Source organism: Limosilactobacillus urinaemulieris (assembly GCF_932750685.1).
Lineage (GTDB): Bacteria > Bacillota > Bacilli > Lactobacillales > Lactobacillaceae > Limosilactobacillus > Limosilactobacillus urinaemulieris.
In genome coordinates this window covers 269,481-295,335 of record NZ_CAKOBX010000001.1, presented here as the reverse complement: position 1 = coordinate 295,335, position 25,855 = coordinate 269,481, and the positions used below count along the sequence as shown (strand labels likewise).

The window sequence follows — 25,855 nt, the reverse complement described above, 5'->3', positions numbered from 1 at the left end:
TACTTTAACAAAAAAAGCAGTGAAATTTGAGATTCGTCAATCTCAAACTCCACTGCTTAGCTTAGTCTGTTTAGACTATGTGGAAGTAGAACATCAGCTCGAGGAAGGTCACAGCGAGCAGCTCTCGACTATAATGCCTAGAACATCAGCTTAAGAAAGACTAGATAATAATGATATAAAATGAGAAATCCCCCTAATACTCAGGAAATTACCTGAATACTAGGGGGATTTTGATTGATTTGGGGCGTTCTACTGCAACAGAGTCAAAACGTGTTAGCCTAAGCTCCCTCAAGATAACAATTCTGGACAACATAGCCGAGATCTGCTCACCCTAACCTTCCTCGAGCTAACGACCTCCGACTCCGACGGCAAGGCGCCGTTCGTTGGAGAAATCGTTAGCCACCGGAAGGTCTTAACGGGCTCGCACTCTCTTTCCTATGCCAACGTTCCCATTGGATCCCAAGGCTTGAGGACGATTGGTTCTTGAGCTTGGGCCTTCTTCAATTTGTCGCTAAGGTACTTCTTGTTAACGACGATTTGGTAGCAGTATTTGTCCATCCAGTCGTCACTCATGACAAAGTAACCCTTGGTACCAACTTTTGGTCCCCAGGAATTTTCGACCTTCCACTTGGTTGGCTTATCGTTAACCAGGTCGACACCCGTGAGAACCATTGCGTGATCCATCATGCTTTGACCGTAGTCCAGCGCTTGGGCCTTTGTCATTTCTAGGTCAGTGTCAAACAACTTAGCGTAGTCGTAAGTGTTGAGAGCCATGATCCCAAGCTTGGTCTCTGAATATTTAACAACGTCAGAACCGAACCAAACACTTTCACCAGCCTTAAGTTGATCGATCGCCAGCTTCTTAAATTCGTCCATTGGTAAGTTTAAGTGCTTAATTTGCCGACCACCGACAACATTACCTAACATATCAATCGTATAGGTCTTGTAGTATTCCTTGTCAGCAGTTGGAGCCTGGATAATAGAAATATAGTCTTCAAGGTTCCAACCGACATACTTCTTGAAAAATTCTTGTGGGGTAATGTTTTCATCCCGGTGAAATTCGTTATCCTTCTTTGTCCGGTATTCAAAGTCAAAGTGACTTGCTGGTTCACCAAAAGCATATGCAAGCATCCGGTAAACGTCATTTAACATTTCTTTCCGCTTAATATTGAGGTCATTTTCGCTAGCTTGTTCATCATTAACCATCTTTCGTAAGATCACGGCATCATGACGCAACTTATTGTTTAAGAGGTTATTAATTCCGTTAGAACGATTAGAGTTAAATGATTCCGGCATTGCTGATTTAGGCATGACCCCATATTTTTCAATGAGAGCGCAGAGCATATCCCATTGACCCCCGTCAGATTGTGGGGCAGCCATTAACCAAGCTACTTTGCGATCGTCAGTTGGTAACTTAGCGGTCTTAATCACATTTTCGTAGAAGTAGTTAGCCTTTTCGAACTTATCCCAGAAGAATTGGTAGGATTGAGAAAGTTCAAAGTTATCAGGTAAGTTAAACTTATGTTGCATGTCATGACGCATCGTGTTCAGGGCAGCAAACATCCAGCAACGTCCTGATTGCTTTTGGTCTGCAACATCACCAGTTTTTAAATCAATTGAAAAGTGGGGTGCGTTATCAGCAATTGAGTGCCAGTTGAAGCTTGCGGCATTAACTCCATTTTTGGTAACAGCATTTTCTAGGACAGCGGATTCTTTCCGTTGATCATAATCTTCGTGAAAATAATTAATTGCGGAATTATCAATTTCAAAACTCACAATTGGTCACACTCCTTAAAATAGTTACTTACTATTATAGTGGTTCCTCAAGAAAAAGGCGACCAAGTAACTTTACTTGATCGTCGTCAATAATGTTAATATTTTGCTTCCCAGGTCATTTTTTCGACCGCTTTTTTGGCGTCCTTTGCTGCAGAGAAGCCTTGGTCAATGGCAGATTGAGCAACCGCAATGGCAACCGTCTTGGAGAACTTTGCCATGTCTCTAACTGGTGGAAGAACTGCGGCACCAGGTTTGTTCGGATCAACTAGACCAACAAGTGAATGGGCTGCCGCTGCAAGCATTGTATTATTGATTTGGCTTGCTTCTGTTGCAATTGCACCAAAACCAACTCCGGGATAGATCAAGGCATTATTTGCTTGACCAATGTTATAAGTAGTTCCGTTGTATTCAATATCATCAACCGGGATCCCAGTGGCAACCAATGCGCGACCATCAGTCCACTTCAATAAGTCCGCTGCTTTAGCTTCTGCTAACTTAGTAGGGTTTGAGAGTGGGAAGATAATTGGGCGTTCGGTATGGGCTGCCATTTCTTTGACAATCTCTTCAGTGAAGGTTCCTGGTTGAGTAGAAGTTCCGATCATAACAGTCGGGTGAATTGCCTTCACCACTGCGGACAAGTTAGTTAGTTCATCGGCATTCTTAAATTCACTCCGCTTCCGGGTGAATGGCTTTTGCTTTGGCGTAAGTCCTTCAGTATCGTCAAACAATAATCCTTGCTTATCAACGAGGTAGAAGTGCTTCTTGGCTTCGGCAGGATCCATCCCCTGACGAACTAGTTCATCAAACAGCATCTTGGCAATCCCCATCCCGGCACTTCCGGCACCGAATGTTAAGAACTTTTGGTCAGCTAATTTTTCTTTAGAAATGTTCAATGCACCAAGAACACCTGCTAAGGCAATAATCCCAGTTCCCTGAATATCATCGTTGAAGGTTAAAATCTTGTCATGGTACTTATCCAGAATTCTAGCTGCCGTTCCCCGACCAAAGTCTTCAAAATGCAGCAAGCTCTTTGGGTATAGCTTTTCAACTGTTTCAACGAACTGGTCAATAAAGTCAAAGTATTCTTGACCAGTAATTCGGTGGTGCCGTTCACCAAGGTAGTTTGGATCATTGAGTAATGTTTCGTTATCGGTTCCCGCATCAATTGAAATTGGCAGAACTTGGGAAGGATCAACCCCAGCGGCAGCGGTATAAACCATTAACTTACCGACAGCAATGTCAACCCCGTCAACACCCCAGTCACCAATCCCTAAGATCCCTTGAGAATCGGTAACAACAATTAGGCGGATGTCCCGATCAGCACTAACATTTTTGAGGCTTTGCTCGATGTCTTCTGGGTGCTTAACGGAGAGGTAAACAGCGTCTTGGGGACGGAGATATCGTTCGTTATACTTTTCAATTGCTTCAGCGATGACCGGATCATAAACAATTGGCATCATTTCGGTAATGTGCTTTTTCATTAAATAGAAGAAAAGTGTTCGGTTAGCATTGAACACTTCCATTAAAAAGTGACGCTTTTCAATTCGCGAAGTTTTGCTTTGGTAGAGGGCATAGGTATCAGTTTCTTGTTCTTCAATTGTCTTTACTCGAGGGGGTAAAGTTCCAACTAGTCCTAACTTCTTTCGTTCATCTAATGTAAATGCAGTTCCCTTGTTTTTAAAGGGATTATTGAGAATTGACATTGCGTCTGTCATTGTAAAGGATCTCCTTTAATTTATTATTGATAGTGCAATGATATGAAGCGGATTAGCGTATAGTCAAATCTGTGCTATCCTATAAATAAAATTGATACACTAAAGACAACAATCTATTCTTGAGGGCAAAAATGAAAATTAGGGATTTAGAATATTTTATTGAACTTGTTAAAGATAAAAATTTTTCGGTAGTTGCCGATCTTTTTCAGGTTAGTCAACCAACAATTACAATGGCGATTAACCGGTTAGAAGAAGAGTACGGAACAACCTTTTTTATTCGTGATCACGTCCATCATCAAATAACCGTTACTAAGATCGGTCAGCAATATGCTCAACACGTTCGAGCGGTTCTCCGCGAATTAGCAATTGCGCGTCGTGAAATCGAACATGCTAAGTTAAATAAGATCCGCTTTGGCTTGCCGCCAATTATTGGTAACTACTACTTTCCGCCGCTTACTCCGCGGTTACTTCGGTCTAATTTAATTGACAAGTTGGAGGTTACCGAAGAAGGATCGGAGAATTTGCTCCAGATGTTACTGCGAGGAGAATTGGATATGGCGCTTTTGGGGTCTGCTAGTCCTCTTCAACAACCAGAACTGTCGGTTAAGGAGTTTGCCCAGTATCCATTCCACATAATTATGAGTCGGGATCATCAATTGGCAGAGAAGCAGAATTTACAATTTGCTGATCTTAAGGGCCAGTCCTTTATTTTGCCAGATACCGATTTTATTCATGAAAAAGCCTTTCGTAAAATGTGTCGGCTCGCACATATACGTCCTAAAGTTATTTACCGAACGAATGATATCCATATTATCAAGAATCTGGTAGCCGAGAATTTAGGGGTTTCATTTTTAACTGAATTGGCGATTACTCCTAACGATCGACTGGTTAATTTAGCCTTGGTTGATCCGCAACAACCAGTATTTCATCTTTCACTAGTCGCACGCCGTAATGAGATCCTTTCCCCTGCCAAAGAAAAGTTATGGGAGCTAATCCTTGATTATGGGGCTAAGGAAAATTAGAGAGAAGAAAAAGACCTGGAAAAAACGTTTCGTTTTTTCCAGGTCTTTCTCTGTAACTAATGTTTTTTGAACTTATAGAGTCTAATCGCGGAAATCCAAATAGGCTCACTTCGTATCGTAATTGAGGGACTCGAGCCTAACGCAGCGGAGCAAGCCTATTTGGTTACGAACGACTCTGATGAATTTATCATCATTCGTCGTTCTAGGTTAGTCAACCGTCCCTCCAAGAAAGTTAATTTTCAGCTTCTATTTTTTACGTTCTTAGATTATGGACGGGCATGGAGAAATTTTGGTCCGTCTTGGGTACCAACAAGAATGTCATTAACTTGGTTTAAGAATAATCCGTCTTCAATTAAACCAACCATCCCGATCAATTCTTCATGAAGGGCAAACGGGTCATTAATATCTTCAAGGTGTAGATCAATAATGAAGTTTCGTTGGTGTGTCCGGAACTTGTCACTGTTATCGGGAAGCATCCGCCATGTTGGGTTGTAGCCACGCCGAGCTAACTTAGTAAAGAGGTGTTGACTACCATATGGGGTAACTTCAACTGGCAACGGGAATGCCCCTAAATGGTGAACTAATTTTGATTCATCAACAATCCACATTACGTGGTCAGAATAGTTAGAGACAATCTTTTCCCATAAAAGAGCGCCACCGCCACCCTTAATTCCTTGGAAATCGTCACTGATCTCATCAGCCCCATCAATAGTAAGGTCAATATGATCAACATCGTCAATTTCTTCAACCTTAATTCCAAGACTTTGAGCTTGGCGAGTAGTTCTGTTTGAGGTTGTAACACAAACAACGTCAGTTAAATCACCATTCTTAACATGCTCACCGAGCGCTTCCACCAGGCAGTGAACGGTTGTCCCTGTTCCTAGACCGACAACCATCCCTGGACGGATGTACTTAACTGCTTCACGGCCAACTTGTTGTTTTAGCTCATCTTGATTCATGAGTTTCCTCCTTAGAAACGATCTTCAGGTAATAGTAATTGTTGGTATTCGGGATGTATCTGAAACTGCTTTACAGCATAAGGACACATTAATTTTACTGTTAGTTGATGGGTAGTGGCGTACTTAACGAATTGACGAACCAATTCTGCCGCAATCCCTTGGCCACGATAATCGGGGTGAACAAAGACCCGCTCAACAACGACGCGGTCAGGTACCCCCGTTACTTTTGGAAAGCTTATTTCGCCGACGAACGGTTGTTGGTCATCACTAGCGATAATTCGGTTTTCTTCAACCTTGTAATCCATTTGATCACATCCATTCTAAATCTATTCAGTGTAAAGCAATACCATAAATCCTATATCTATTTTATAATAAGTAGATAGTTTATAAAAAGGATTAGGTGATATAAATGAAACGCGGATTTAAGATTGTTTCAAGCAAGCAGGATCAGGGGCTTCATTTACCAAGTCGGCAAACTGCCAATGCAGCTGGATATGACTTTGAAGCTGCGGAAGATTTTGTTCTTCCTTCAATTTGGAAAGGGAACTTCTTAAAGACCCTGTGGAAAGTTCATCAGCAATCAAAGCTAACCTCCGATGAACTTAAACACGCTGATCAATGTCTTAAACCATATCTAGTTCCAACCGGGATTAAGGCTTACATGCAGGATGATGAATTCTTGCTATTAGCTAACCGGTCTAGTGGTCCGCTAAAGCGTCGATTAATCCTTCCGAATGGTGTTGGGATTGTGGATGCTGATTATTATGATAATGATAGTAATGAAGGCGAGATTTTCTTCCAACTCATTAACTATGGATTAACGGATTATCATATTAAAAAGGGTGAACGAATTTGCCAAGGAATCTTTATGCCATTCCTTGTCGCTGATGACGAGAAACAACCAATCGCACAGCGGACTGGTGGCTTCGGTTCAACCAAAAAGTAATATAGCAAATCTTGAATAAAATCGGAATAATTTTGGGTAAATTTCTCTCAAAACACCCATATTTTCGCTGGTGGAACGGTCCAATAGTTCTTTTAAAAGTAATTGGTAGGGCGCACTTTTATTTCAGGATCGTTGTTAGTAAGTAAGTTTAGGTAATGAAAGGATGGCATGAATGGCCAGAGTTAAAACCCAATATGTTTGTCAGAATTGTGGATATAATTCACCACGGTATCTAGGAAGGTGTCCTAACTGTGGTGAATGGAATACCTTAGTTGAAGAGCAAATCCAATCTTCAGGTTCTAGTGCAGCAACGAAACGACCAACCACGACTTTAACTGGTTTGGTTGCTAAGCCACAGAAAATCGGTGAAATTAATAGTCACGAAACGCCACGGGTAAAAACCAAACTGAACGAATTAAACCGGGCCCTTGGTGGCGGAATTGTTCCGGGCTCGTTAATCTTAATTGGTGGGGATCCCGGTATTGGGAAATCAACGTTGCTCCTGCAGGTTTCTGGACAATTATCAAGTGAACATCACCGGGTTCTTTACGTTTCTGGAGAAGAAAGTGCTACTCAAATCAAAATGCGGGCAGAGCGGCTTGACGTGGCAGCAGATGATTTTTATATTTACCCAGAAACTAATATGGACAGCATCAAGGACACGATTCGTGAATTAAAACCAGAATACGTGGTAATTGATTCTGTTCAGACGATGCAGGCAACGGATGTTACTTCAGCGATCGGGAGTGTCTCACAGATTCGTGAAGTAACCGCCCAGTTAATGCAAATTGCGAAGAGTAATAATATTACGATCTTTGTTGTTGGTCACGTTACTAAAGGCGGGGCAATTGCCGGACCAAAGATTTTGGAACACATGGTTGATACTGTCCTTTACTTTGAAGGAGATCTTCATCACACATATCGGATTTTGCGATCAGTTAAAAACCGTTTTGGGTCAACCAATGAACTGGGAATTTTTGAGATGCATACGAATGGTTTATCAGAGGTAAAAAATCCTTCAGAAATCTTTCTTGAAGAACGGTTAAAAGATGCCACTGGTTCGGCTGTCGTTGTATCATTAGAGGGGACGCGACCAATTCTAGTTGAAATTCAGGCACTGGTGACGCCAACTGTTTATGGAAATGCTCAGCGAACTGCTACTGGTTTGAACAGAAATCGGGTATCATTAATAATGGCGGTTCTTGAAAAGCGCGCTAACTTGATGCTCCAAAATCAGGATGCCTACCTGAAGGCTGCTGGTGGTGTAAAATTAGATGAGCCGGCAATTGATCTGGCAATTGCGATTAGTATTGCCTCAAGTTACCGGGATAGGGGAACGCAAGCAACAGATGCATTTGTCGGGGAAGTCGGCTTAACTGGCGAAATTCGGCGGGTTAACCGGATTGAACAGCGTGTTGCTGAGGCACAAAAACTAGGCTTTAAACGGATCTTTGTTCCAAAGAATAATTTGAAAGGGTGGCAAGCACCAACCGGAATCGAGGTTGTTGGGGTAACCACCCTCCGTCAGGCATTGCGTCTTGCATTAGGTTAATTTATAAAGGAGGGATGTAATATGCGAAAACGAATTATTCGGTTGATATACGTTATTGTTGGTGCCGCAATTGGTTTTTATTATTTGCCATTATTTTGGGACTTAGTTAATTTTCATTTAAATAGCGCCTTATTGGTCTTTATGGATATCGTTATTGGTGCTTTGATTTTCTTTCTCCTTTCATTACCACTTGCCAAACCAACTGAACAGTTAGTTGCACGGATTGAAAAGAGTCTGACAAGCTTAAGCCCAGTCTACTTGTTTTTTGGCACGTTACTGACAATTGTTGGGCTAGTTCTTGCGGTGTTAATTTCGATTCCGCTTTGGCGAACAGGAATTCCAGTTGTTAATAATGTTTTACCGATCTTGTTAATGATTATCTTTAGTTATTTTGGTTACCGGATTGGAACAACCCGTCTTGACGACTGGAAGAACTTACTTTCTGGTCACCGAATTCGGCCGAAAAATCCGAATACCGAAGTAATTGATCAAAAGGATGAAAATTACCACCATTACAAGATCTTAGATACGAACATTTTAATTGATGGCCGAATTTATGATCTGGTAAAGACTGGTTTTCTGGAAGGAACGTTGCTTGTTCCTAATTTCGTCCTTTACGAACTTCAATACATTGCCGATTCTGGTGAAAGTATTAAGCGAGTGCGGGGACGACGAGGATTAGATATCCTAAACAAATTACGGAAAGAAAAGGTTGTGCCAATTGAAATGTATGATGGCGACTTTGAAGATATTCCAGAAGTTGATAGTAAATTGATTGCGTTAGCTAAAAAGGTTAACGGGGTCATCGTTACTAACGACTATAATTTGAATAAGGTTATCCAATTCCAAAACGTCCAAGTTCTGAATATTAATAATCTTGCCAAATCATTGCGACCACGAGTAATTCCTGGCGAAACGCTCAATGTTGTTGTTGTTAAGAACGGGACTGAACGTCAACAAGGGGTTGCGTACCTTGATGATGGAACCATGGTTGTCGTTGAAGATGGCCGTTACTTTATGAATGAGCGGATTGAGGTAGAGGTCACTAGTGCATTGCAAACCGATGCAGGACGGATGATCTTTGCTCGGCCACTCCATTCACGTCGGGGGATCAACGAAAAGAATAGTGAATCTGCAAAAGACGACAAAAAATCAGCAAAATCTGATAAAGAGTCTAAATAGTTGTTTACAAATGACTGAGAATCTTTTATCCTAGACACCGTAGAAGTTAATTCCTAACTTTAACGGTGTTTTTTTAGCTAAAGTTCGTATTTAAGATTGGAGCGGATTGAAATGACAGATATAGAAATTGCTGACCAAGCCACACTCGAACCGATTAATAAGATTGCTGAATCAATTGGTCTTGATGATGACCAGATTGAACAATACGGGAAGTACAAGGCTAAAATTTCATTACCAGTTGCCAAAAAACCAGGAAAGAAGCATAAGCTAGTTCTTGTGACTTCAATCAATCCGACTCCAGCCGGTGAGGGAAAATCAACTGTCTTGGTTGGCTTAGGGGATGCCTTAAACCAATTGAATCACCAAACAATTATTGCAATGCGGGAACCTTCGATGGGGCCCGTGTTCGGAATCAAAGGTGGAGCAACCGGTGGGGGTTACAGCCAAGTAATCCCAATGGAAGACATTAACCTGCACTTCACTGGTGACCTTCATGCACTAACTAGCGCTAACAACACATTAGCAGCTTTAATTGATAACTATGTAATGCGGGGAAATGAATTAAACCTCGATCCACGCCGGATTATTTGGAAACGGGTAGAAGACGTTAATGATCGGGCGCTACGGAATGTTATTACTGGTCTTGGTGGAATTATGCAGGGAGTTCCGCGGCAAACCGGCTTTGATATTACTGCTGCTTCAGAATTAATGGCGATTTTGTGCCTTTCTACTGACTTAATGGACCTCAAGAAGCGGATTAGCCGAATTGTTGTTGGTTACACTTATGATCGGGAACCAGTAACTGTAGGCCAACTTGGCTTTGAAGATGCGATTACAATTCTTCTAAAGGACGCTATTAAGCCTAACCTTGTACAAACCCTTGACCACACTCCAGCGATTGTTCATGGTGGCCCGTTTGCCAATATTGCCCATGGATGCAACAGTATTTTAGCTACCCAAACGGCATTGAAATTAGCAGATTACACTGTTACAGAAGCTGGATTTGGCGCTGACCTGGGGGCCGAAAAGTTCCTTGACATTAAACGACCGGTCTTAGGAAAGAACCCTGATGCAATTGTCATTGTTGCTACGGTTCGGGCACTTGAATATAATGGTGGCGCTAGTTTAGACGAAATTAAGGAAGAACAATTATCAGCACTAGAAAAGGGAATTGTGAACCTGAACCGTCATATTAAGAACATGCAACGTTATGGCTTACCAGTAGTAGTTGCCATTAACCATTTCATCAATGATACTGATGCTGAAGTCAAGTTTATTGAAGACAATTGTAAGCGCCTCGGGGTTAACGTTGTAGTCGCTGATAGTTGGGCTAAGGGCGGTAAGGGAACCCAAGCTCTTGCCAAGGAAGTTGTTCGCTTGGCTGACCAAAAGAGTGACTTCAAGCCTCTTTATGATTCTAGTGACTCGATTGAGGAAAAGGTTAATACGATTGCCAAAACGATTTACGGAGCTAAGGAGGTTTCGTTTAGCAAAAAGGCAAAGAAACAATTGAAGCAGTTTGCCAAGTTAGGTTGGAATGATCTTCCCGTCTGCATTGCTAAGACCCAATACTCCTTTACTGATGATCAAACTCAGCTTGGAGCACCAACAGACTTTACTTTCCATATTCGGGAATTCGTTCCTAAGCTCGGTGCCGGCTTTATCGTTGCCCTTTCAGGTAACATGATGACCATGCCTGGCCTTTCCAAAACTCCCGCTGCCGTCAACATGTCCATCGACGCTCAGGGTAGGATAAAGGGATTGTTTTAGTTAGAGCGTGAAGCCGTAAAGAGCTCCCAGATGATAACGATTTCTCTCGACGAAGGCGACTAGCGCCTAAGCGGTGAACCAGAAAACTTGTTTTCGTTTGTGAACCCTAGCAAGGATGACTAGAACTTTATGAATATAAAGTTCAGTCAGCTACTGCGGAGAGAGGTCGTTATCTTGAGGGAGCTTAGGCTGAACGCGTTTAGACTCAGTCGCAGTAGGAGTTGTTAACCATCTTAAAAACTAAAAGCGAGAACAGCTAAAGCTTAGCCGTTCCCGCTTTTTATGATCCAAAAAGAGATAGCCTAGAAAAAAGCTATCTCTTGAGGAGTATTACGAGGACTTGGGGTATCCTCGTATTAATTATTTTTTCGGTTACTATTGGGAGGAGTAATTGAAAAATAATAGGTTTCATTAGTAGTAAAGGTTATATCTTTACTACGCTTTATATACTACCAGGAGAATGTGAAGAAATTGTGACTATTAAGTAAAAAAACTTTTGAGGTAAGTTATTGGAAAATTTTAAGACATGATGGCTCGCCTTATTTTATTGAGTAAATTATAGTATAATCGTTGGTGTAAAAGAATTATATATGATTGAGTAGTTCACCAATTTTTAATTATAGTTTGATAATTTTACATAATTTGAAGAATATTGAAGAGAATATTTTCATGCTAAGAAATAAATATCATTTAACTGTTGAGCAAAATAAGCGTTTAGCTAGGAGCAATTTGACGCGATTGGTTTATGTTAATTCTCGATTTGAGGGCTTAACAACAACCTTGTCACAGACACAAACAATCATTGATGGTCTAGGAGTTGATGGTGTTTCAATTGACGATATTAATATCATTGTTCAATTGAAGAGGGGATGGCAATATACTATTAATTCTGATGAGGAGCTTAATCTTGATTTCCTTAAAGAGGCTAATAAAATTGTTGCCCTGAACGAATCGTTGGCTCCAGGAGAGCTACGGACTGGAAATGGTGCAGTTAGCACGATGAAGGGTGAGTATCTTCCTCCGCTGGTTAATCAAGAGCAAGAAGAATTGTTTTTGAATCAATTAATTTCAGATAAAACCAGAACAAATACTGATAAAGCATTAACGTTAATGTACCACTTAATGCGGAATCAGATCTTTTGGGATGGAAATAAACGAACGGCAACTTTAGCTGCTAATAAAATAATGATTAATAGTGGTGCGGGATTGATTAATGTTCCACTTGATCAGTGGCCAAAGTGGAATCAATTAATTTCAGAATTCTATTTTAGTGGTGATATGGAAGAGTTAAAGCAGTGGACCTATGATAATGGAATTCAAGGGGTTAAACTTTAGATAAAAAGAATAGTAAGCTACTGTACGTAAAGGGAAATTAAGCTAACTAACCAGGATTATTGAGCAGTTAGCTTTTTTTATTAGGACAGGTATCAGTCATTTAACTAGATATGTTAGTATTATGGGTATAGATATGAAAGGAGCAGACAGTCATGCTAACAATTTATAATACATTGACTCGTAAACAAGAAGAATTTAAACCGCAAACCCCAGGAGTTGTTAACATGTATGTCTGTGGCCCAACGGTGTATAACTATATCCATATTGGTAACGCGCGTTCAGCAATTGCCTTTGATACAGTGCGGCGCTACCTTGAATTTAAGGGGTATAAGGTGAACTATGTTTCTAACTTTACCGACGTTGATGATAAGATGATCAAGGCTGCTCATGAGCAAGGAATCACAGTTTCCCAATTAGCAGATAAATACATTCAAGCATTTATGGAAGATACTAAGGCGATTAATATCGAACCAGCGACAATGCACCCGCGAGCAACCGAAAATATTCCTGAAATCATCAAATTTATTCAGGGGTTGATTGATAAGGGCTATGCATACGAAAAAGACGGGGATGTTTATTATCGTGCCCGAAAATTCAAGAACTATGGTCAATTATCAGGTCAATCAATTGATGATCTTGAAGTTGGTGCAAGTGAACATGTTAGTGCCGATGAAGTTAATAAAAAAGAGGATCCAATGGATTTTGCCCTTTGGAAAGCTGCTAAGCCGGGAGAAATTAACTGGGATTCGCCATGGGGAAAGGGCCGACCAGGCTGGCATATTGAATGCTCAGTGATGTCGACTAAGTACTTGGGAAAGACGATTGATATTCATGGCGGTGGTCAGGATCTAGAATTCCCCCACCATGAAAACGAAATTGCTCAAAGTGAAGCAGAAACTGGGCAGAAATTTGTCCGTTACTGGATGCATAATGGCTTTGTTACTATCGGCAAAGACAATGAGAAGATGAGCAAGTCATTGCATAACTTCATTACTGTTCATGACATCATTAAGCAGGTTGATCCTCAAGTATTGCGGTTCTTTATGGCAACTACTCAATATCGGCGACCAATTCAATACAGCGAGGATAATCTAATTGACGCTCAGAATAATCTGGAACGTATCCAAACAGCATTTGATAATTTAACTTATCGCCAAAAGGATGCCCAAGATGGCGCTGATCCAGTGGTTACCCAAAAATTAGCTGATTTTAAGCAATCATTTACGGAAGCAATGGATGACGACATTAATGTCCAAAATGGGATTACCGTTGTTTATGAACTAGTTAAGTTTGCCAATGTGTATGCTCAACAAGAAGCGGTTAAGGCGGCTGCACTAACCGAAATGAAGAAGCTAATTGCTGAATTAGTTAGTATTTTTGGTGTGAAGTTAGCATCAAGTGATAATGAACTTAATGATGAACACATCCAAGCGTTGATTGATGAGCGAAATGAAGCGCGGAAGAATAAGGACTTTACCAGGAGTGACCAAATTCGTGATGAATTAAAGGCCCAGGGAATTATTCTTGAAGATACGCCACAAGGAACGCGGTTCAAGCGAGTAAAGAAGTAGACAGGAAGGGAATTAATGGAACAAGCAGATTATCGACAATTAAACGGAATTGCCCTTGCTTACTTGGGGGATGCCGTTTACGAAGTATTTATCCGTCAGCATCTTTTGAGTCAGGGACTAGCAAAGCCGACTAAACTTCAGCACATCGCAACTCATTATGTCTCCGCAAAAGCGCAAGCAGCATTGATTGATCTGATGAAGCAGGATGATATTCTAACTGAGGATGAGTGGAGTTATTTTAAACGTGGACGAAACGCTAACAGTCATACGCACGCAAAACATACCTCTGTGTTAACTTATCGGATATCGACTGGCTTTGAAGCAATGATGGGCTACCTGCAATTAGCAGGGAAACAAGATCGCATCGAAGAGTTAGCAGAGTGGTGCATTCAGCAAGTTGAAGCAGGGAGAACGAAGCATGAAAACTGAAAGCAATGATTTTATTATTGGCCGTCATCCAGCAGTGATGGCATTGAAGTCCGATCAAGAAATTAATAAGGTCTTTATCCAATCAGGCTTAAAGTCTGATGCGATTTCACAAATTATTAAATTAGCAAAGGAAAAGCGGTTAGTAATTTCAAATGTCCCAAAGACCAAACTTGATCAGATGAGTGATCACCAAAATCACCAGGGAGTAGCCTTGGCGGTTGCTGCATACCACTATGCAACGATTGATGACCTGTTTGAAAATGCTGCTAAACATGATGAAGATCCATTTTTCCTGATTCTTGATGAATTAGAGGATCCGCATAACCTTGGCTCAATTATTCGGACAGCCGATGCAGCCGGAGTTCATGGAATTATTATTCCCCGGCGCCGCGCTGTGGGGTTAACTTCGGTTGTCGCTAAAACGTCTACCGGAGCAATTGAACACGTTCCGGTTGCCCGAGTTACTAACCTGGTTCAAACTGCTCAAGAATTGAAGGACCGGGGAGTTTGGTTATTTGGAACCGATATGAAGGGAACCGATTACCGGCGCTGGAATGCAAAGGGAGCGGTAGCATTAGTTATCGGTAATGAAGGAAAGGGAATTTCCTCATTATTGAAGAAGAACTGTGATGAGATGCTTACTATTCCAATGATTGGTCACGTTCAAAGTCTTAATGCAAGTGTGGCGGCGAGTCTGTTAATCTACCAAGGATTTAATTCACGTCATCCATTATAGAAAAATGAATCCTCCTTTCTGGTTGTTCAAAGCAGAAGGGAGGATTTAATTATTTAGATGAAATTATAGGTAAGAATAGCATAATTCACCTTACGTGCTTAAGCCAGAATTTGAAAAGTAGAAATTTTTTAAATTATAAAATATCCTATAACAACAAATAATTAGTATATTAAAACACTTGTCGCATTAAAAGACGATTATGGTGGCAATGTTCATTCTAGAGAAGCAAATTTTTATGCAAAAAAAGTTGTTGATTAACTATCATTTGAATAGTTGTTCACCAGATCACAAGAAAGTGCTATTCAAACTAATAAAAGTTTGGTAGATTATTTTCAGGCATTAGTCACCAAGATTAAGAAACTTAGTATAAGGAACCGGTACTAGGAATTAGAATCTTCCTGACGATGGGAATGAGACCCCCTCGACCAGGCAATTAATGAATGGGTGAAGGAGCCAAATTCAAGAAAGGTGATCCTTAATAAAATTAAGGTGAAACAATGATAAGAAATCATTCAGCTAATCTCGAATTACTCACTCAGGCACAAGTCGGCAACGAGGATCAATTTATGGCATTATTTAATTGTTACTCTTCACTTGTTAAACGACTTTGGCAGAAATTTTATATTGCTGATTTAGAGTTTGAAGATTGGGAGCAAGAGGCGCAACTTGTCCTGCTAAAAGTTATTTATTCATATAGCGGCGAAGATATTAATCAATTTAGTGGTTTTTATAAGCAGAGCTTGATCAATCGTCTCCTTGATTTATATCGTGCTAGGCAAGCAGACAAACGGATCCCGGTTGATCAACTAGATTCTTTAGGAGAAAGTGATAGTGAGACAATGCTTGGTGGAAAAGTCTTACTAGAAGACATTGTCTACTGTCATAAGAGTATTAAGGAGATCGCTAGGATTAGTTCGTCATTTGAACGAGATGTTTTAGCACTGACTGTTACTGGTAAATCGGTTGAATATGTATGCCGAAAACTTCAATGTAGCAAGCGACAGGTTCAGAGTGCTCTTTCACGAACCAGAACAAAATTAATCAAGATTTTAGCGGGCGAGTGATTGAGTCAAATATCGATAAGTTAAGAACGAGGCTGGTAATTTTATCGGCCTTTTTCTAACCCTCAGGTATAAAAAACATAATTTTGAGACCCTTAGTCGCTTTCGATAACAATTGATAACGACATAACGCAAAGACTTGTTTTAGTAGAAGGAACATGCTAATCTTAGTTATGTGTGGAGGTGAAAGTATGTCCCAAAAGAAAGTTGCGCTGGAATGTACGAAGTGCGGTGCTCATAACTATACAATTACCGCTAATCCTCAACGACAAGAACGATTAGAATTAAAGAAGTTTTGTAAACATTGTGGTGAATATACTCTTCACCGTGAAACCCGTTAGTTAGCTGGAGGAAATTATGCATCTGTTTCGTTTTATTAAAAGCGTAAACCACGAAATGAAACTGGTTGTTTGGCCAACCGCTCGTGAAAACCGGCGTGATACAACCATTGTTATTTCGTTGACGCTTTTCTTCGTCTTATTCTTTGCACTGTTCGATTGGCTGATTCAACTCTTGATGAAGTTATTTGTCTAAGCAGTGGTCAAAGCATAAGAGATTTGTTATACTAAATGCAACAAGCTTCGTGGGGATCCGCGAGGTTTTTTATTTTGAAATTGAAAATGAGAGTTAATTTTAATTAAGGAGGATTCATCGTGGAATCAAACGAAAAACGCTGGTACGTTTTACATACGTACTCAGGCTATGAAAACCGGGTTAAGAGTAACCTAGAATCACGTGCTCAATCAATGGGGATGCAAGATTACATTTTTCGAGTAGTTGTTCCCGAAGATGAGGTTCGTCAAGTTAAGGATGGCCAAGCTAAGGAAGTAGTTGAAAAAACATTCCCTGGTTACGTCTTGGTAGAAATGGTTATGACTGACCAAGCCTGGTATATTGCACGGAATACGCCAGGGGTTACTGGTTTCTTAGGTTCACACGGTGGTGGTTCAAAGCCAACTCCATTACTTCCAGAAGAAGTAGACCGGATTATGAAGCGAATGGGCGTTCAAACGGTTCAACACGATATTGACGTTAGCGTTGGTGATAGTGTTAAGGTGATTGCCGGACCATTTGCTGACTTAACTGGTAAGGTTACAGAAGTTGACCATGAAAAGATGAAGCTAAAGGTTAACGTTGAAATGTTTGGTCGTGAAACGTCTGCTGAATTAGGCTTTGACCAAATTGATACGGTGGAATAAAAAAGAGGGTGAACCGCGACGTACTAGCCACCGAGTACTAAGGAAGTTCAGACAATGATTGTTTACAATCAAGTCTGGACTATTTAGACGGAGGTGGCGGTCGCGGTGAACTATTCTCGACTGTGTTGCATTTACAGCTCTAGCAAGTTTCTGATAAGCACGTTATGACGATGCTATGAATCTTAGCTTAATTGCATTAGGATAGATGTTGTGGCGGTCGCGGTGAACTGTTCTCGACCGTGCTGCATTTACAGTTTTAACAAGCTTCTAATAAGCACGTTATAATCTTGTTTTTACACTATTTACCTTGAATTTTAATTATAAATGTGGTAAGTTACCTAAGTATGCTATTCGACATACTGTGGGAGAGGTAAATTTACTGCCTCATCATGACCACAACACGGACTAAGGAGGTTTTGTCTCGTGGCAAAGAAAGTAGCTAACGTTGTCAAGTTGCAAATTCCTGCCGGTGCTGCTACACCAGCTCCACCAGTAGGTCCTGCACTTGGGCAAGCAGGTATTAATATTATGGGCTTCACTAAGGAATTTAACGCTCGGACTGCAGACCAAAAAGGAATGTTGATCCCAGTTGTTATTACTGTATATGAGGACCGTTCATTCGACTTCATTACCAAGACGCCACCTGCTGCTGTCTTATTGAAGAAGGCCGCTGGTGTTGAACACGGTTCCGGTGAACCTAACACTAACAAGGTTGCTTCTGTAACCAAGGCTCAAGTTAAGGAAATCGCCGAAACTAAGATGCAAGATCTAAACGCCGCTGACGTTGAAGCAGCTATGCGCATGATCGAAGGTACTGCACGGAGCATGGGCTTCACTGTTGAAGACTAATTGCTGAGAAGCAGGCCGGATGCACTATAAAAGTAGTACATCCCGTGGGAGGTATTAACTCCGCTAGACCACATTTGCAAGGAGGAAAACACAAGATGGCTAAAAATCGTGGTAAGAAGTACCAAGATGCGCTTAAAAAGGTTGACAGCAAGAAGAAGTACGCTGTTAACGACGCAGTTCAATTAGTAAAAGATATTGATTTCGCTAACTTTGACTCAACTGTTGAAGTTGCATTTAAGTTAAACGTTGATACTAAGCAAGCTGACCAACAATTACGTGGTGCCGTTGTTTTACCAAACGGTACTGGTAAGGATCAAACAGTTATTGTTTTCGCTAAGGGAGACAATGCTAAGGCAGCTAAGGATGCTGGTGCTGACTTTGTTGGTGACGCTGACTTGGCTGACAAGATCCAAGACGGTTGGTTAGACTTTGACGTTGCAATTGCAACTCCAGACATGATGCCAGTTGTTGGTCGTTTAGGTCGGATTCTTGGACCTAAGGGCTTAATGCCAAACCCTAAGACTGGTACAGTTACTATGGATGTTGCTAAGGCGGTTGAAGAATCTAAGGCTGGTAAGGTTACTTACCGGACTGACCGTGATGGTAATGTTGCTGTTCCATTTGGTAAGGCTTCATTCGACACTGATAAGTTAGTTGAAAACTTAAAGACTATTGAAGATGTTGTTATGAAGGCACGTCCAGCTTCTGTACGTGGTACTTACGTACAACACGCTTCAATTGCTTCAACTTTCGGACCAAGTGTTACACTTGATTTGGAAAGCTTCTAAATTTAGTAATTAGAAGATAAAAAGGATGGAATCAGATGATCCCATCCTTTTTTGCGTTATCAAGGCAATGACTTAACACATTGCCTTGATAATGCTTTTTTATTTTACTTATGTTATTTATTCGCTCATTTTTAATGACTTATAAAATTAATATGGCTTTTTGTTTGGTAAAACGACTAAGATCGTTTATCATAAAAATATGAAAATAATTATTTTTATATTTTTATAAATTTAAAAGCGCTTTTAAGAGATCGCTATTCTGGAAGGAGAATAACTAATGAGTGAAGATATGAATTATAAATCACTATTTATTGGTGATAAATCAGAAAACGGCTCAGTCTATATGGATGAATTAAAACGATTAGTCACTAATCATTTAGGCTGGCGGAAAGATTATATTCCTTCAGATATTCCAGCAATTACTGACAGTGATCAAACAAAGAAAGAATATCAAGATTCATTGCGTCGTCAACATGAAGTGTTAACTGAACTTGATCAACGGTTACGTCCAGGTACTATTCCTTGGATGTCAGCTGGTCGTTATTGGGGTCAAATGAACTCTGATACATTGATGCCAGCCATGCTAGCATATTGTTATGCCATGTTATGGAACAGTAATAACGTTGCGTTGGAATCATCAGTTGCTACTTCAAAGATGGAATCGGAAGTCGGTGAAGACTTTGCCAAGCTATTTGATTATAAAGATGGCTGGGGTCACATTACTCATGATGGTTCAATGGCTAATCTTGAAGGATTATGGTATGCTCGGCAATTCAAGTCAATGCCATTAGCCTTTAAGGAAGTAGTTCCTGATAAAGTTAAAGGCTTAAGCGATTGGGAACTTCTTAACATGTCAGTTGAAAAGGTTCTTAAGATTTTAGCAACACTTACTCCAGATGAAATTAATGCTGTTAAGGCTCATTCATCACGAAGCGGTAAGAATATTCAAAAACTTGGGAAGTTTATTGTTCCATATACTAAACACTATTCTTGGCTTAAAGCTCTTGATATTTCTGGTGTTGGTCTTGATCAAATGATTCAAATTCCGGTAAAGAGCGATTTTCGGATGAATATTGATATCCTAGAAGATACGATTAAGAAGTTAGCTGCCGAAAAGACCCCAATTCTCGGAGTAGTTGCCGTTGTCGGAACCACTGAAGAAGGTCAAGTTGATGAAGTTGATCGGATCGTTAAGTTCCGTAAAGAAATGGAGAAGCAAGGTGTTTACTTCTATCTTCACGTCGATGCTGCTTATGGTGGTTATGGTCGTGCACTGTTTAAGGATGAAAATGGCAATTTCGTTGAATACGATCAATTAGCAGATATGCTTAAGAAGCACCACGTCTTCAACTACCCAGTTCGTATTTCTGAGCATGTATATCGTGGTTTCAAAGCAATCAAGGATGCTGAATCAGTAACTATTGACCCTCATAAGATGGGGTACGTTCCATATTCAGCTGGTGGAATTGCTATTAAGTACCAAAGCATGCGAAATGTTATTTCTTACTTTGCTCCTTATGTTTTCGAAAAGAAAACTGCTGAAGCTCCAGATATGCTTGGTTCTTATATTATTGGTGGTTCGAAGTCTGGTGCTACTGCTGCCGCTGTTTGGGCTGCTCACCGGACATTGCCACTTAATGTAACTGGCTATGGTCGTTTAATTGGTTCTTCTATTGAAACTGCTCAACGTTTCCGTGACTTCCTTAAGAAGTTAAAGTTTAATGTTAAGGGTAAGGAAGTTGACGTATATCCTCTTGATAACCCAGACTTCAATATGGTTGATTGGGTTTTAAAGATTAACGGTGAAACTAGTCTAAAGAAGACAAACGAATTAAACGAAAAGATGTTTAACTTCTCATCAATTTATGATAGCCATGTTTATTCTAATCGCTTCATAACATCTCATACTATCTTTAGAAAAGATACGTATGGTGATTCACCAGTTCCATTTATTAAGCGGATTGGTTTTTCTGAAGACGAGTGGAATAAAGTTGGCGCAGTGACATTGTTACGGGCTGCTATTATGACACCTTACTTAAATGATACTAAACTCTTCGACTTCTACTCAAAAGGTATCGCTAAGTCAATGGAAAAGAAGCTAAATGAAATTCTTTAATTATTAGAGGGGAGTTTATCGTATGAAAAGTAAAACGTCAAAGGTTAGCCTCATAACTTTTATTGGGATGACGGTTGCTTTGGCGGCAAGTATTCGTAATATCCCTGATGTAGCTGGTTCTGGATGGACCATGTTCTTCTATATGGGAGTAGCTAGTCTACTATTCGCTTTGCCAATTTGCCTAATTGCCGGTGAATTTGGTAGTGCCTTTCCTGAAAAAGGTGGGCCAGAATTATGGGTTAGTAACTCTTTAGGAGGAAGTTATGGCTTTGCCACTTCTTGGTTACTATGGGTTCAAATGTTCCCAGGGATGGTTATGGTTGCCTCAGCTTTGCCACCGCTTTTAGCAACTGCAATTAACCGAGAAAGTCTTGGTAATAACAACATTTTTACGTTAATTGTTATTTTAGTTGTGTATTGGATAATTACTTTCCTTAACATGAAATTTGATATGGCGAAGATTACTGGTCAAATAGGTGCTTGGGCTGGGATTTATATTCCACTAGTTATAATGACTGTTTTAGGAATTTGGGCAGTTATTAAATCTGGAATTCACCCTTCATCAATTCTAGGTAACTTCTCAGCTGGTAAATTGTTACCAGATCCTACAGACATGAAGTCACTGACTTTCTTCTCACCAATTATCTTCATTTATACGGGAATTGAAATGTCCTCTGTTTATATTACGCGGATTAAAAAGGTATCTTACTACCCAATTGGTGTTTTAGTTACATTAGTCTTCATGTTCTTCCTTAACATCGTTAACGGGTTCCTTGAAGCATCAGTTGTTTCGTCAAGCAAAATTGATCTCAATAACATTGTGCAACCAGTTATCGTATATGATAAAATCTTGGGCTTACCATCATGGATTGCTAATGTATTTAGTATTTTAGTTTTCATCGGTGTTAGTGTTCAATTATCTGCATGGGCATCAGGTCCAGGTAAGACCATTATTTCAAGTGCTCAGAAGGGATTGTATCCTCCTAAGTTTAAGTTCTGGAAGACAGATCGCTTTGGTGATTCGCATGCTATTCTAATCACTCAAGCATCAATCATTTCTTTCTTTGCACTTGTTTACTTACTAATTCCCGGTATTAATTCGGCATTCTTGGAATTAGTTAATGCTACTACTGTTCTTTATTGTGCTGTTTACATCTTTATGGCAATCGGGTTCATTAAATTACGGATTAAACAGCCAAATTTGAAACGACCATTTAAGGTTGGTAATACTTTTGTAGCATGGTTAGTTGCACTGATTTTAATTGCTACCATTATTATTGCCCTAGTTGCAACGTTCGCTGTAGGAACGCTTAAGGACTTTATCATTGTTGCAATTATTAGTGCAGTATTAATTCTTTTGCCATTCTGGTTTGTAAGAATTCGGAAAGATTCATGGACTCCAGAAGTTAAGAAATTAATGGCAGAAAGTGATCAGGTAAGTAAAAAGGCAGAAAAGTAACTAAAAATACTGATTAATTCTTTTAACAGCAAATGATGATGTTCCTGATTAAAAAGGCTTTGGATGGTGCTAATTTATACTAAATTAGTAACCATTACAAAGTCTTTTTGATTTTTATTGTATTACTGAACCAATATGTGATATTATTTTCTGTGGAGTCATTATGGCGGTATTGGTGAAGTTTGGTTAACACACCGGTTTGTGGGTCCGGCACGCGTGGGTTCGAATCCCACATACCGCCCTGACCTAAAAAGAACTCAGGAGAAGGTTTCTTCTTCTGAGTTCTTTTTTGTCTTAATTTCTCCTTTGAATTCTCGTAATCGGTTTGATTAGCCATTGGGAAAGTTGGTGACGAAACGCCTTGGTAATTAGCCACCAGCCACTTGCCAGTAAGAAGCCGCCAATGACATCGCTTGTAAAATGGTCACGGAGATAAACCCGGGTAACCATAATTATAATAATCCAGAGGAAGAATATTAAGGTTACCCCAATTCTTGCTCCTTGAAAGTGAAGGTAAGGAAGAATCACGGCAAGTAGAGTAAAAACAAAGATTGCTGTAGCGAAAGTGTGCCCACTAGGAAAACTATAACCGTTGGCCGGAAAAAGCTTATTACTTGGACGAGCACGGAGAACGTTATACTTAGTCAAAATAACTAGTGAATAACCAATAAATTGAAGAAGTACATACCATAAGCTCTCGTTGAACCTGTCTTGCCACCAGAGGTAGAGCGCAAGGAAAATGGGAAGAACTTGAATAATGATTGGATCTCCAAAGTATGTTAGGGCAATCATGATTTGCGTTTTTAAATGGGAAGTGGGCTGGGTTAACTGATAACCAAAACGATCCACTTGATTAATCCAGTGTGCATTCTGGATAACACCAACTAGAAATATCCCAAATAGTAACCAACAGACGATCCCACTAATTAATGTTAACGTTTTTTTCTTCATTACTTTCTCCTTAGAACAATGCTGTGATATTTAAGCCAGTTAATAGGAGGACAAGAGCATATTCAATAATTGTTTGCCAAGTAGGACTAGCATGGTTTCCCATTAATTTTTGATCACTCGTGATGGCAACAAGTGGGAACAGGGTAAACGGGAGTGCAATGCTGAGAACTATTTGGGAATAAATGATTAATTGTTCAAATTGTTGCTCGTTAAAGCGGATTAAACAACCGATGATAACAATCGGAATTAGAGTTACAAAACGGGTAAGTAAGCGGCGTTTCCATAACGGAAGACGGATGTTGATGTAACCTTCCATAACGATTTGACCAGCTAAAGTACTGGTAATTGATGAAATTAACCCTGTGATTAGAAGTGCAAAACCGAATAACCAGCTCATAACGGAACTAGATAGCGCACCAACAATGTGAGGATTTTTCAGTCCGTAGAAGACATCTGCCAAACTATTTAATGTTGCGGTGTGGAAGAAAAGGGTTCCGCCAAGAATAAGAAGGAGGGCATTAACAATCAGGGCAGCAATAAGGTGAATGATTGAATCCCAGTTAGCAAATTTAAGCGTTTCAATAACCTGTGCTGGATCATGCTCATCGTATCGCCGACTTTGTGCTAACGCCGAGTGGAGATAAATATTATGGGGCATAATTGTTGCTCCAATGATTCCAAGGCTCATAAGCAGCTCTGAATGGTTAGTGATAATTTTTGATTGGGGAATAATGCCATTAAGGATTGCAAGCCAACTCGGGTGTGCCCGGCAAACTTCAATTGTAAAGATTATGCCAACGCCAAGAATTGTTGTCAGAACAATAAATTCAACCCGACGAATTCCAAAGCGTAAAAAGACAAGCACAATCAGGACGTCTGCAACGGTTAGGAAGATACCGACAATTAACGGAAGGTGGAAAAGAAGGTAGAGAGCAATCGAAGTTCCAACTACCCCAGTTAAATCTGTTGCCATCATGGCAAGCTCATTTAATAGCCATAAGCTAATTCGCACTGGTTTAGGGACTCGTTGAGCGATCGCTTGAGCTAGATCAGTCCTTGTAACAACACCGAGGCGAATTGAAAGCGACTGCATGATCATAGCAACGATAATTGACACGAAGAGGACGCTTAACAACGTGTAGCCATACTGTCCGCCACCAGCCAGTGAAGTTAGCCAATTACCAGGATCCATATAACCAACGGCAACAAGCGCGCCTGGACCGCTATACGCAAGAAATTTTTGCCAAAATGCTGATTCATAGACAGTAGGGACATTGACGCTTCCGTTGATTTCATCTAAGCTTTTCTTTTTCATTAATTTAGTTGCTCCTTAGCGAGATCAGCAATAAATTCAGCAAAGCGGGAGTCATCATTGAGAGATGAGACAACATCAAGAGTATTACCGCCATTTTCACGGAATGCTTGGTAGTTTTGAACTGAATTTTCTTCGATCGTCTCTAAGCAATCAGTAACAAATGATGGAGCAACGATTAAGATATTCCGCTTGCCAAGTTGAACTAACTGGAGTAGACGGTTTTTTAAATAAGGTTTTAGCCAGGGCATTGGGCCGAATTTAGATTGGTAAGCCATCTCAATTTGATTTTTGGGGATGGTAAGCCGCTTTTTTAGTTCGATTGTAGTTCGTTCAGTTTCATCCTGGTATGGATCACCGTGCTTAACCATTGAAACGGGAATACCATGATAAGAAATAATCAACATGTCGTAATTTCCGTTGTCCCAAACTTCTTGAATGTGCTTGCTAAGAACGGTGAGGTATCGTGGATCGTCAGCGAACCGATCAATAATTGGTAAAGTTGGATCAACAGCCTGGACTTGTTCAATAATGGATTGGGTTGTGCTCTTAGTGAAATGCGGGAATAGGGAAAGAACGATGATATATTTACATTCCTGCTTCATTTGTCGGAGGGTGTCGCTGATGCTTGGCTTGCCATAAGTCATTGCCATTTTAACTGACCACTCAGGAAGCATTTGCTGAACCTTAGCAGTTAGTTTTTTAGTATTAACAATTAATGGAGAGCCGTTTTTTAACCAACAATCGCGATAAAATGTTGCGGAGCGCCAAGACCGCATCGGAAGGATAATACCATTTAAAAGCGGTTTCCAAAGTGCAGGTGGCATTTCCACAACGTTGTGATCCCCGAGAAATTGACGGAGATAGTTCTTAACTGCTGGTGTGGTTGGCTCAGCGGGAGAGCCAAGGTTAACAAGTAATAGACCATAGTCTTTCATAAATCGGTACTCCTTGAAGTAAGTTAGTAAGTTAATTGTACAACAAAACTAATCTAAGGTGAGCTTGGGGATAATTCCTGGTCCCTGATGAATAATGCTAAATTGTCCTTTACAAGAAAAAACGAAGATGTTATACTACTAAAGTTGATTAAATATGACTCTGCCTAAGACTCAGGTGGCGAAAGCCTT

The 25,855-nt window shown here is 40.3% G+C and carries 24 protein-coding genes, 1 tRNA gene and 1 other annotated feature (1 of these 26 running past the window's edge); of the genes, 18 read left to right on the top strand and 7 right to left on the bottom strand.

The features are described from left to right. Window positions 1-435: 435 nt before the first annotated feature. Entirely contained in the window at window positions 436-1,776 is a 1,341-nt protein-coding gene (locus tag MR181_RS01355) for a C1 family peptidase (protein ID WP_242333953.1), read from the bottom strand. A 95-nt stretch (window positions 1,777-1,871) separates the two neighbouring features. Beyond that, window positions 1,872-3,491, bottom strand: a complete 1,620-nt coding sequence (locus MR181_RS01350) for a malolactic enzyme (protein WP_242333950.1) — start codon at window positions 3,489-3,491, stop codon at window positions 1,872-1,874. A gap of 131 nt (window positions 3,492-3,622) precedes the next feature. Here MR181_RS01350 and MR181_RS01345 point away from each other — a divergent pair, with 131 nt between their 5' ends. After that, entirely contained in the window at window positions 3,623-4,513 is an 891-nt protein-coding gene (locus MR181_RS01345) for a LysR family transcriptional regulator (protein WP_242333947.1), read from the top strand. Window positions 4,514-4,779: 266 nt separating this feature from the next. On the opposite strand, the gene rpiA is transcribed toward MR181_RS01345, so the two are convergent. Beyond that, window positions 4,780-5,472 carry a ribose-5-phosphate isomerase RpiA gene (gene rpiA, locus MR181_RS01340; RefSeq protein WP_191911113.1) on the bottom strand — a complete coding sequence of 231 codons (693 nt, stop codon included), beginning with the start codon at window positions 5,470-5,472 and terminating at the stop codon, window positions 4,780-4,782. Between the two features lie 11 nt (window positions 5,473-5,483). Continuing rightward, entirely contained in the window at window positions 5,484-5,777 is a 294-nt protein-coding gene (locus tag MR181_RS01335) for a GNAT family N-acetyltransferase (protein ID WP_124031488.1), read from the bottom strand. Window positions 5,778-5,881: 104 nt separating this feature from the next. On the opposite strand from MR181_RS01335, the gene MR181_RS01330 reads away from it, so the two are divergent. The 17 genes from MR181_RS01330 (at window position 5,882) to MR181_RS01250 (ending at window position 22,706) form a co-directional block, all read left to right on the top strand. Further along, complete coding sequence (locus MR181_RS01330) at window positions 5,882-6,418, top strand: dCTP deaminase/dUTPase family protein (RefSeq protein WP_242333945.1); 537 nt, start codon at window positions 5,882-5,884, stop codon at window positions 6,416-6,418. 172 nt (window positions 6,419-6,590) lie between these two features. Beyond that, on the top strand, window positions 6,591-7,970 hold the full coding sequence (gene radA, locus MR181_RS01325) for a DNA repair protein RadA (RefSeq protein ID WP_242333942.1): 1,380 nt from the start codon (window positions 6,591-6,593) through the stop codon (window positions 7,968-7,970). 21 nt (window positions 7,971-7,991) lie between these two features. Beyond that, window positions 7,992-9,152 carry a PIN/TRAM domain-containing protein gene (locus MR181_RS01320; protein ID WP_242333939.1) on the top strand — a complete coding sequence of 387 codons (1,161 nt, stop codon included), beginning with the start codon at window positions 7,992-7,994 and terminating at the stop codon, window positions 9,150-9,152. 111 nt (window positions 9,153-9,263) lie between these two features. Further along, on the top strand, window positions 9,264-10,922 hold the full coding sequence (locus MR181_RS01315) for a formate--tetrahydrofolate ligase (protein WP_242333936.1): 1,659 nt from the start codon (window positions 9,264-9,266) through the stop codon (window positions 10,920-10,922). Window positions 10,923-11,591: 669 nt separating this feature from the next. Then, a complete protein-coding gene (locus MR181_RS01310; protein ID WP_242333933.1) occupies window positions 11,592-12,257 on the top strand; it encodes a Fic family protein in 666 nt (221 codons plus the stop codon). Window positions 12,258-12,409: 152 nt separating this feature from the next. Beyond that, window positions 12,410-13,828, top strand: a complete 1,419-nt coding sequence (cysS, locus tag MR181_RS01305; RefSeq protein ID WP_242333930.1) for a cysteine--tRNA ligase — start codon at window positions 12,410-12,412, stop codon at window positions 13,826-13,828. A 15-nt stretch (window positions 13,829-13,843) separates the two neighbouring features. Further along, window positions 13,844-14,257, top strand: a complete 414-nt coding sequence (locus MR181_RS01300; RefSeq protein ID WP_191911120.1) for a Mini-ribonuclease 3 — start codon at window positions 13,844-13,846, stop codon at window positions 14,255-14,257. Further along, the gene (rlmB, locus tag MR181_RS01295) at window positions 14,247-14,993 is read left to right on the top strand and encodes a 23S rRNA (guanosine(2251)-2'-O)-methyltransferase RlmB (protein WP_003717521.1); all 747 of its coding nucleotides are present in this window, start codon (window positions 14,247-14,249) and stop codon (window positions 14,991-14,993) included. Before MR181_RS01300 ends, rlmB begins: the two co-directional genes overlap by 11 nt. A gap of 497 nt (window positions 14,994-15,490) precedes the next feature. Beyond that, entirely contained in the window at window positions 15,491-16,057 is a 567-nt protein-coding gene (locus tag MR181_RS01290) for a sigma-70 family RNA polymerase sigma factor (protein ID WP_277956475.1), read from the top strand. Between the two features lie 188 nt (window positions 16,058-16,245). Further along, window positions 16,246-16,395: a 50S ribosomal protein L33 gene (gene rpmG / locus MR181_RS01285; RefSeq protein WP_003717523.1), complete on the top strand. Its 150-nt coding sequence runs from the start codon at window positions 16,246-16,248 to the stop codon at window positions 16,393-16,395. A gap of 16 nt (window positions 16,396-16,411) precedes the next feature. Beyond that, entirely contained in the window at window positions 16,412-16,588 is a 177-nt protein-coding gene (gene secE / locus MR181_RS01280) for a preprotein translocase subunit SecE (protein WP_003717524.1), read from the top strand. Window positions 16,589-16,707: 119 nt separating this feature from the next. Further along, a complete protein-coding gene (nusG, locus tag MR181_RS01275; RefSeq protein ID WP_040531564.1) occupies window positions 16,708-17,253 on the top strand; it encodes a transcription termination/antitermination protein NusG in 546 nt (181 codons plus the stop codon). Window positions 17,254-17,676: 423 nt separating this feature from the next. Further along, window positions 17,677-18,102: a 50S ribosomal protein L11 gene (gene rplK / locus MR181_RS01270; protein WP_003717526.1), complete on the top strand. Its 426-nt coding sequence runs from the start codon at window positions 17,677-17,679 to the stop codon at window positions 18,100-18,102. Window positions 18,103-18,197: 95 nt separating this feature from the next. Next, entirely contained in the window at window positions 18,198-18,890 is a 693-nt protein-coding gene (rplA, locus tag MR181_RS01265; protein ID WP_102168614.1) for a 50S ribosomal protein L1, read from the top strand. 277 nt (window positions 18,891-19,167) lie between these two features. Continuing rightward, window positions 19,168-21,006: a tyrosine decarboxylase gene (tdc, locus tag MR181_RS01260; protein ID WP_242333923.1), complete on the top strand. Its 1,839-nt coding sequence runs from the start codon at window positions 19,168-19,170 to the stop codon at window positions 21,004-21,006. A gap of 22 nt (window positions 21,007-21,028) precedes the next feature. Further along, window positions 21,029-22,465, top strand: a complete 1,437-nt coding sequence (locus MR181_RS01255) for an amino acid permease (protein ID WP_191911009.1) — start codon at window positions 21,029-21,031, stop codon at window positions 22,463-22,465. Window positions 22,466-22,631: 166 nt separating this feature from the next. Continuing rightward, window positions 22,632-22,706: transfer RNA gene (locus MR181_RS01250), tRNA-His, on the top strand. Between the two features lie 53 nt (window positions 22,707-22,759). On the opposite strand, the gene MR181_RS01245 is transcribed toward MR181_RS01250, so the two are convergent. Genes MR181_RS01245 through hemH form a run of 3 tightly spaced genes read right to left on the bottom strand, consistent with a single transcriptional unit; the run spans window position 22,760 to window position 25,666 of the window. Beyond that, on the bottom strand, window positions 22,760-23,416 hold the full coding sequence (locus MR181_RS01245; RefSeq protein ID WP_242333921.1) for a phosphatase PAP2 family protein: 657 nt from the start codon (window positions 23,414-23,416) through the stop codon (window positions 22,760-22,762). 10 nt (window positions 23,417-23,426) lie between these two features. Then, window positions 23,427-24,731 carry an Nramp family divalent metal transporter gene (locus tag MR181_RS01240; RefSeq protein WP_242333918.1) on the bottom strand — a complete coding sequence of 435 codons (1,305 nt, stop codon included), beginning with the start codon at window positions 24,729-24,731 and terminating at the stop codon, window positions 23,427-23,429. Then, window positions 24,731-25,666, bottom strand: coding sequence for a ferrochelatase (hemH, locus tag MR181_RS01235; RefSeq protein WP_242333916.1), 936 nt, complete (start codon window positions 25,664-25,666; stop codon window positions 24,731-24,733). The genes MR181_RS01240 and hemH overlap by 1 nt, the downstream gene beginning before the upstream one ends. Before the next feature lie 145 nt (window positions 25,667-25,811). Next, window positions 25,812-25,855: a sequence feature (ribosomal protein L10 leader region), on the top strand; it runs 75 nt beyond the window's last position.

Bases quoted from the DNA above. Each gene is read 5' to 3' on its own strand.
- rplA (WP_102168614.1), top strand. From the start codon at position 18,198: ATGGCTAAAAATCGTGGTAAGAAGTACCAAGATGCGCTTAAAAAGGTT.
- MR181_RS01240 (WP_242333918.1), bottom strand. From the start codon at position 24,731: ATGAAAAAGAAAAGCTTAGATGAAATCAACGGAAGCGTCAATGTCCCT.
- tdc (WP_242333923.1), top strand. From the start codon at position 19,168: ATGAGTGAAGATATGAATTATAAATCACTATTTATTGGTGATAAATCA.
- MR181_RS01315 (WP_242333936.1), top strand. From the start codon at position 9,264: ATGACAGATATAGAAATTGCTGACCAAGCCACACTCGAACCGATTAAT.
- MR181_RS01345 (WP_242333947.1), top strand. From the start codon at position 3,623: ATGAAAATTAGGGATTTAGAATATTTTATTGAACTTGTTAAAGATAAA.
- MR181_RS01310 (WP_242333933.1), top strand. From the start codon at position 11,592: ATGCTAAGAAATAAATATCATTTAACTGTTGAGCAAAATAAGCGTTTA.
- hemH (WP_242333916.1), bottom strand. From the start codon at position 25,666: ATGAAAGACTATGGTCTATTACTTGTTAACCTTGGCTCTCCCGCTGAG.
- MR181_RS01335 (WP_124031488.1), bottom strand. From the start codon at position 5,777: ATGGATTACAAGGTTGAAGAAAACCGAATTATCGCTAGTGATGACCAA.
- MR181_RS01255 (WP_191911009.1), top strand. From the start codon at position 21,029: ATGAAAAGTAAAACGTCAAAGGTTAGCCTCATAACTTTTATTGGGATG.
- secE (WP_003717524.1), top strand. From the start codon at position 16,412: ATGCATCTGTTTCGTTTTATTAAAAGCGTAAACCACGAAATGAAACTG.
- MR181_RS01320 (WP_242333939.1), top strand. From the start codon at position 7,992: ATGCGAAAACGAATTATTCGGTTGATATACGTTATTGTTGGTGCCGCA.
- rpmG (WP_003717523.1), top strand. From the start codon at position 16,246: ATGTCCCAAAAGAAAGTTGCGCTGGAATGTACGAAGTGCGGTGCTCAT.
- MR181_RS01330 (WP_242333945.1), top strand. From the start codon at position 5,882: ATGAAACGCGGATTTAAGATTGTTTCAAGCAAGCAGGATCAGGGGCTT.
- MR181_RS01245 (WP_242333921.1), bottom strand. From the start codon at position 23,416: ATGAAGAAAAAAACGTTAACATTAATTAGTGGGATCGTCTGTTGGTTA.
- MR181_RS01350 (WP_242333950.1), bottom strand. From the start codon at position 3,491: ATGACAGACGCAATGTCAATTCTCAATAATCCCTTTAAAAACAAGGGA.
- radA (WP_242333942.1), top strand. From the start codon at position 6,591: ATGGCCAGAGTTAAAACCCAATATGTTTGTCAGAATTGTGGATATAAT.
- rlmB (WP_003717521.1), top strand. From the start codon at position 14,247: ATGAAAACTGAAAGCAATGATTTTATTATTGGCCGTCATCCAGCAGTG.
- rpiA (WP_191911113.1), bottom strand. From the start codon at position 5,472: ATGAATCAAGATGAGCTAAAACAACAAGTTGGCCGTGAAGCAGTTAAG.
- MR181_RS01300 (WP_191911120.1), top strand. From the start codon at position 13,844: ATGGAACAAGCAGATTATCGACAATTAAACGGAATTGCCCTTGCTTAC.
- MR181_RS01290 (WP_277956475.1), top strand. From the start codon at position 15,491: ATGATAAGAAATCATTCAGCTAATCTCGAATTACTCACTCAGGCACAA.
- cysS (WP_242333930.1), top strand. From the start codon at position 12,410: ATGCTAACAATTTATAATACATTGACTCGTAAACAAGAAGAATTTAAA.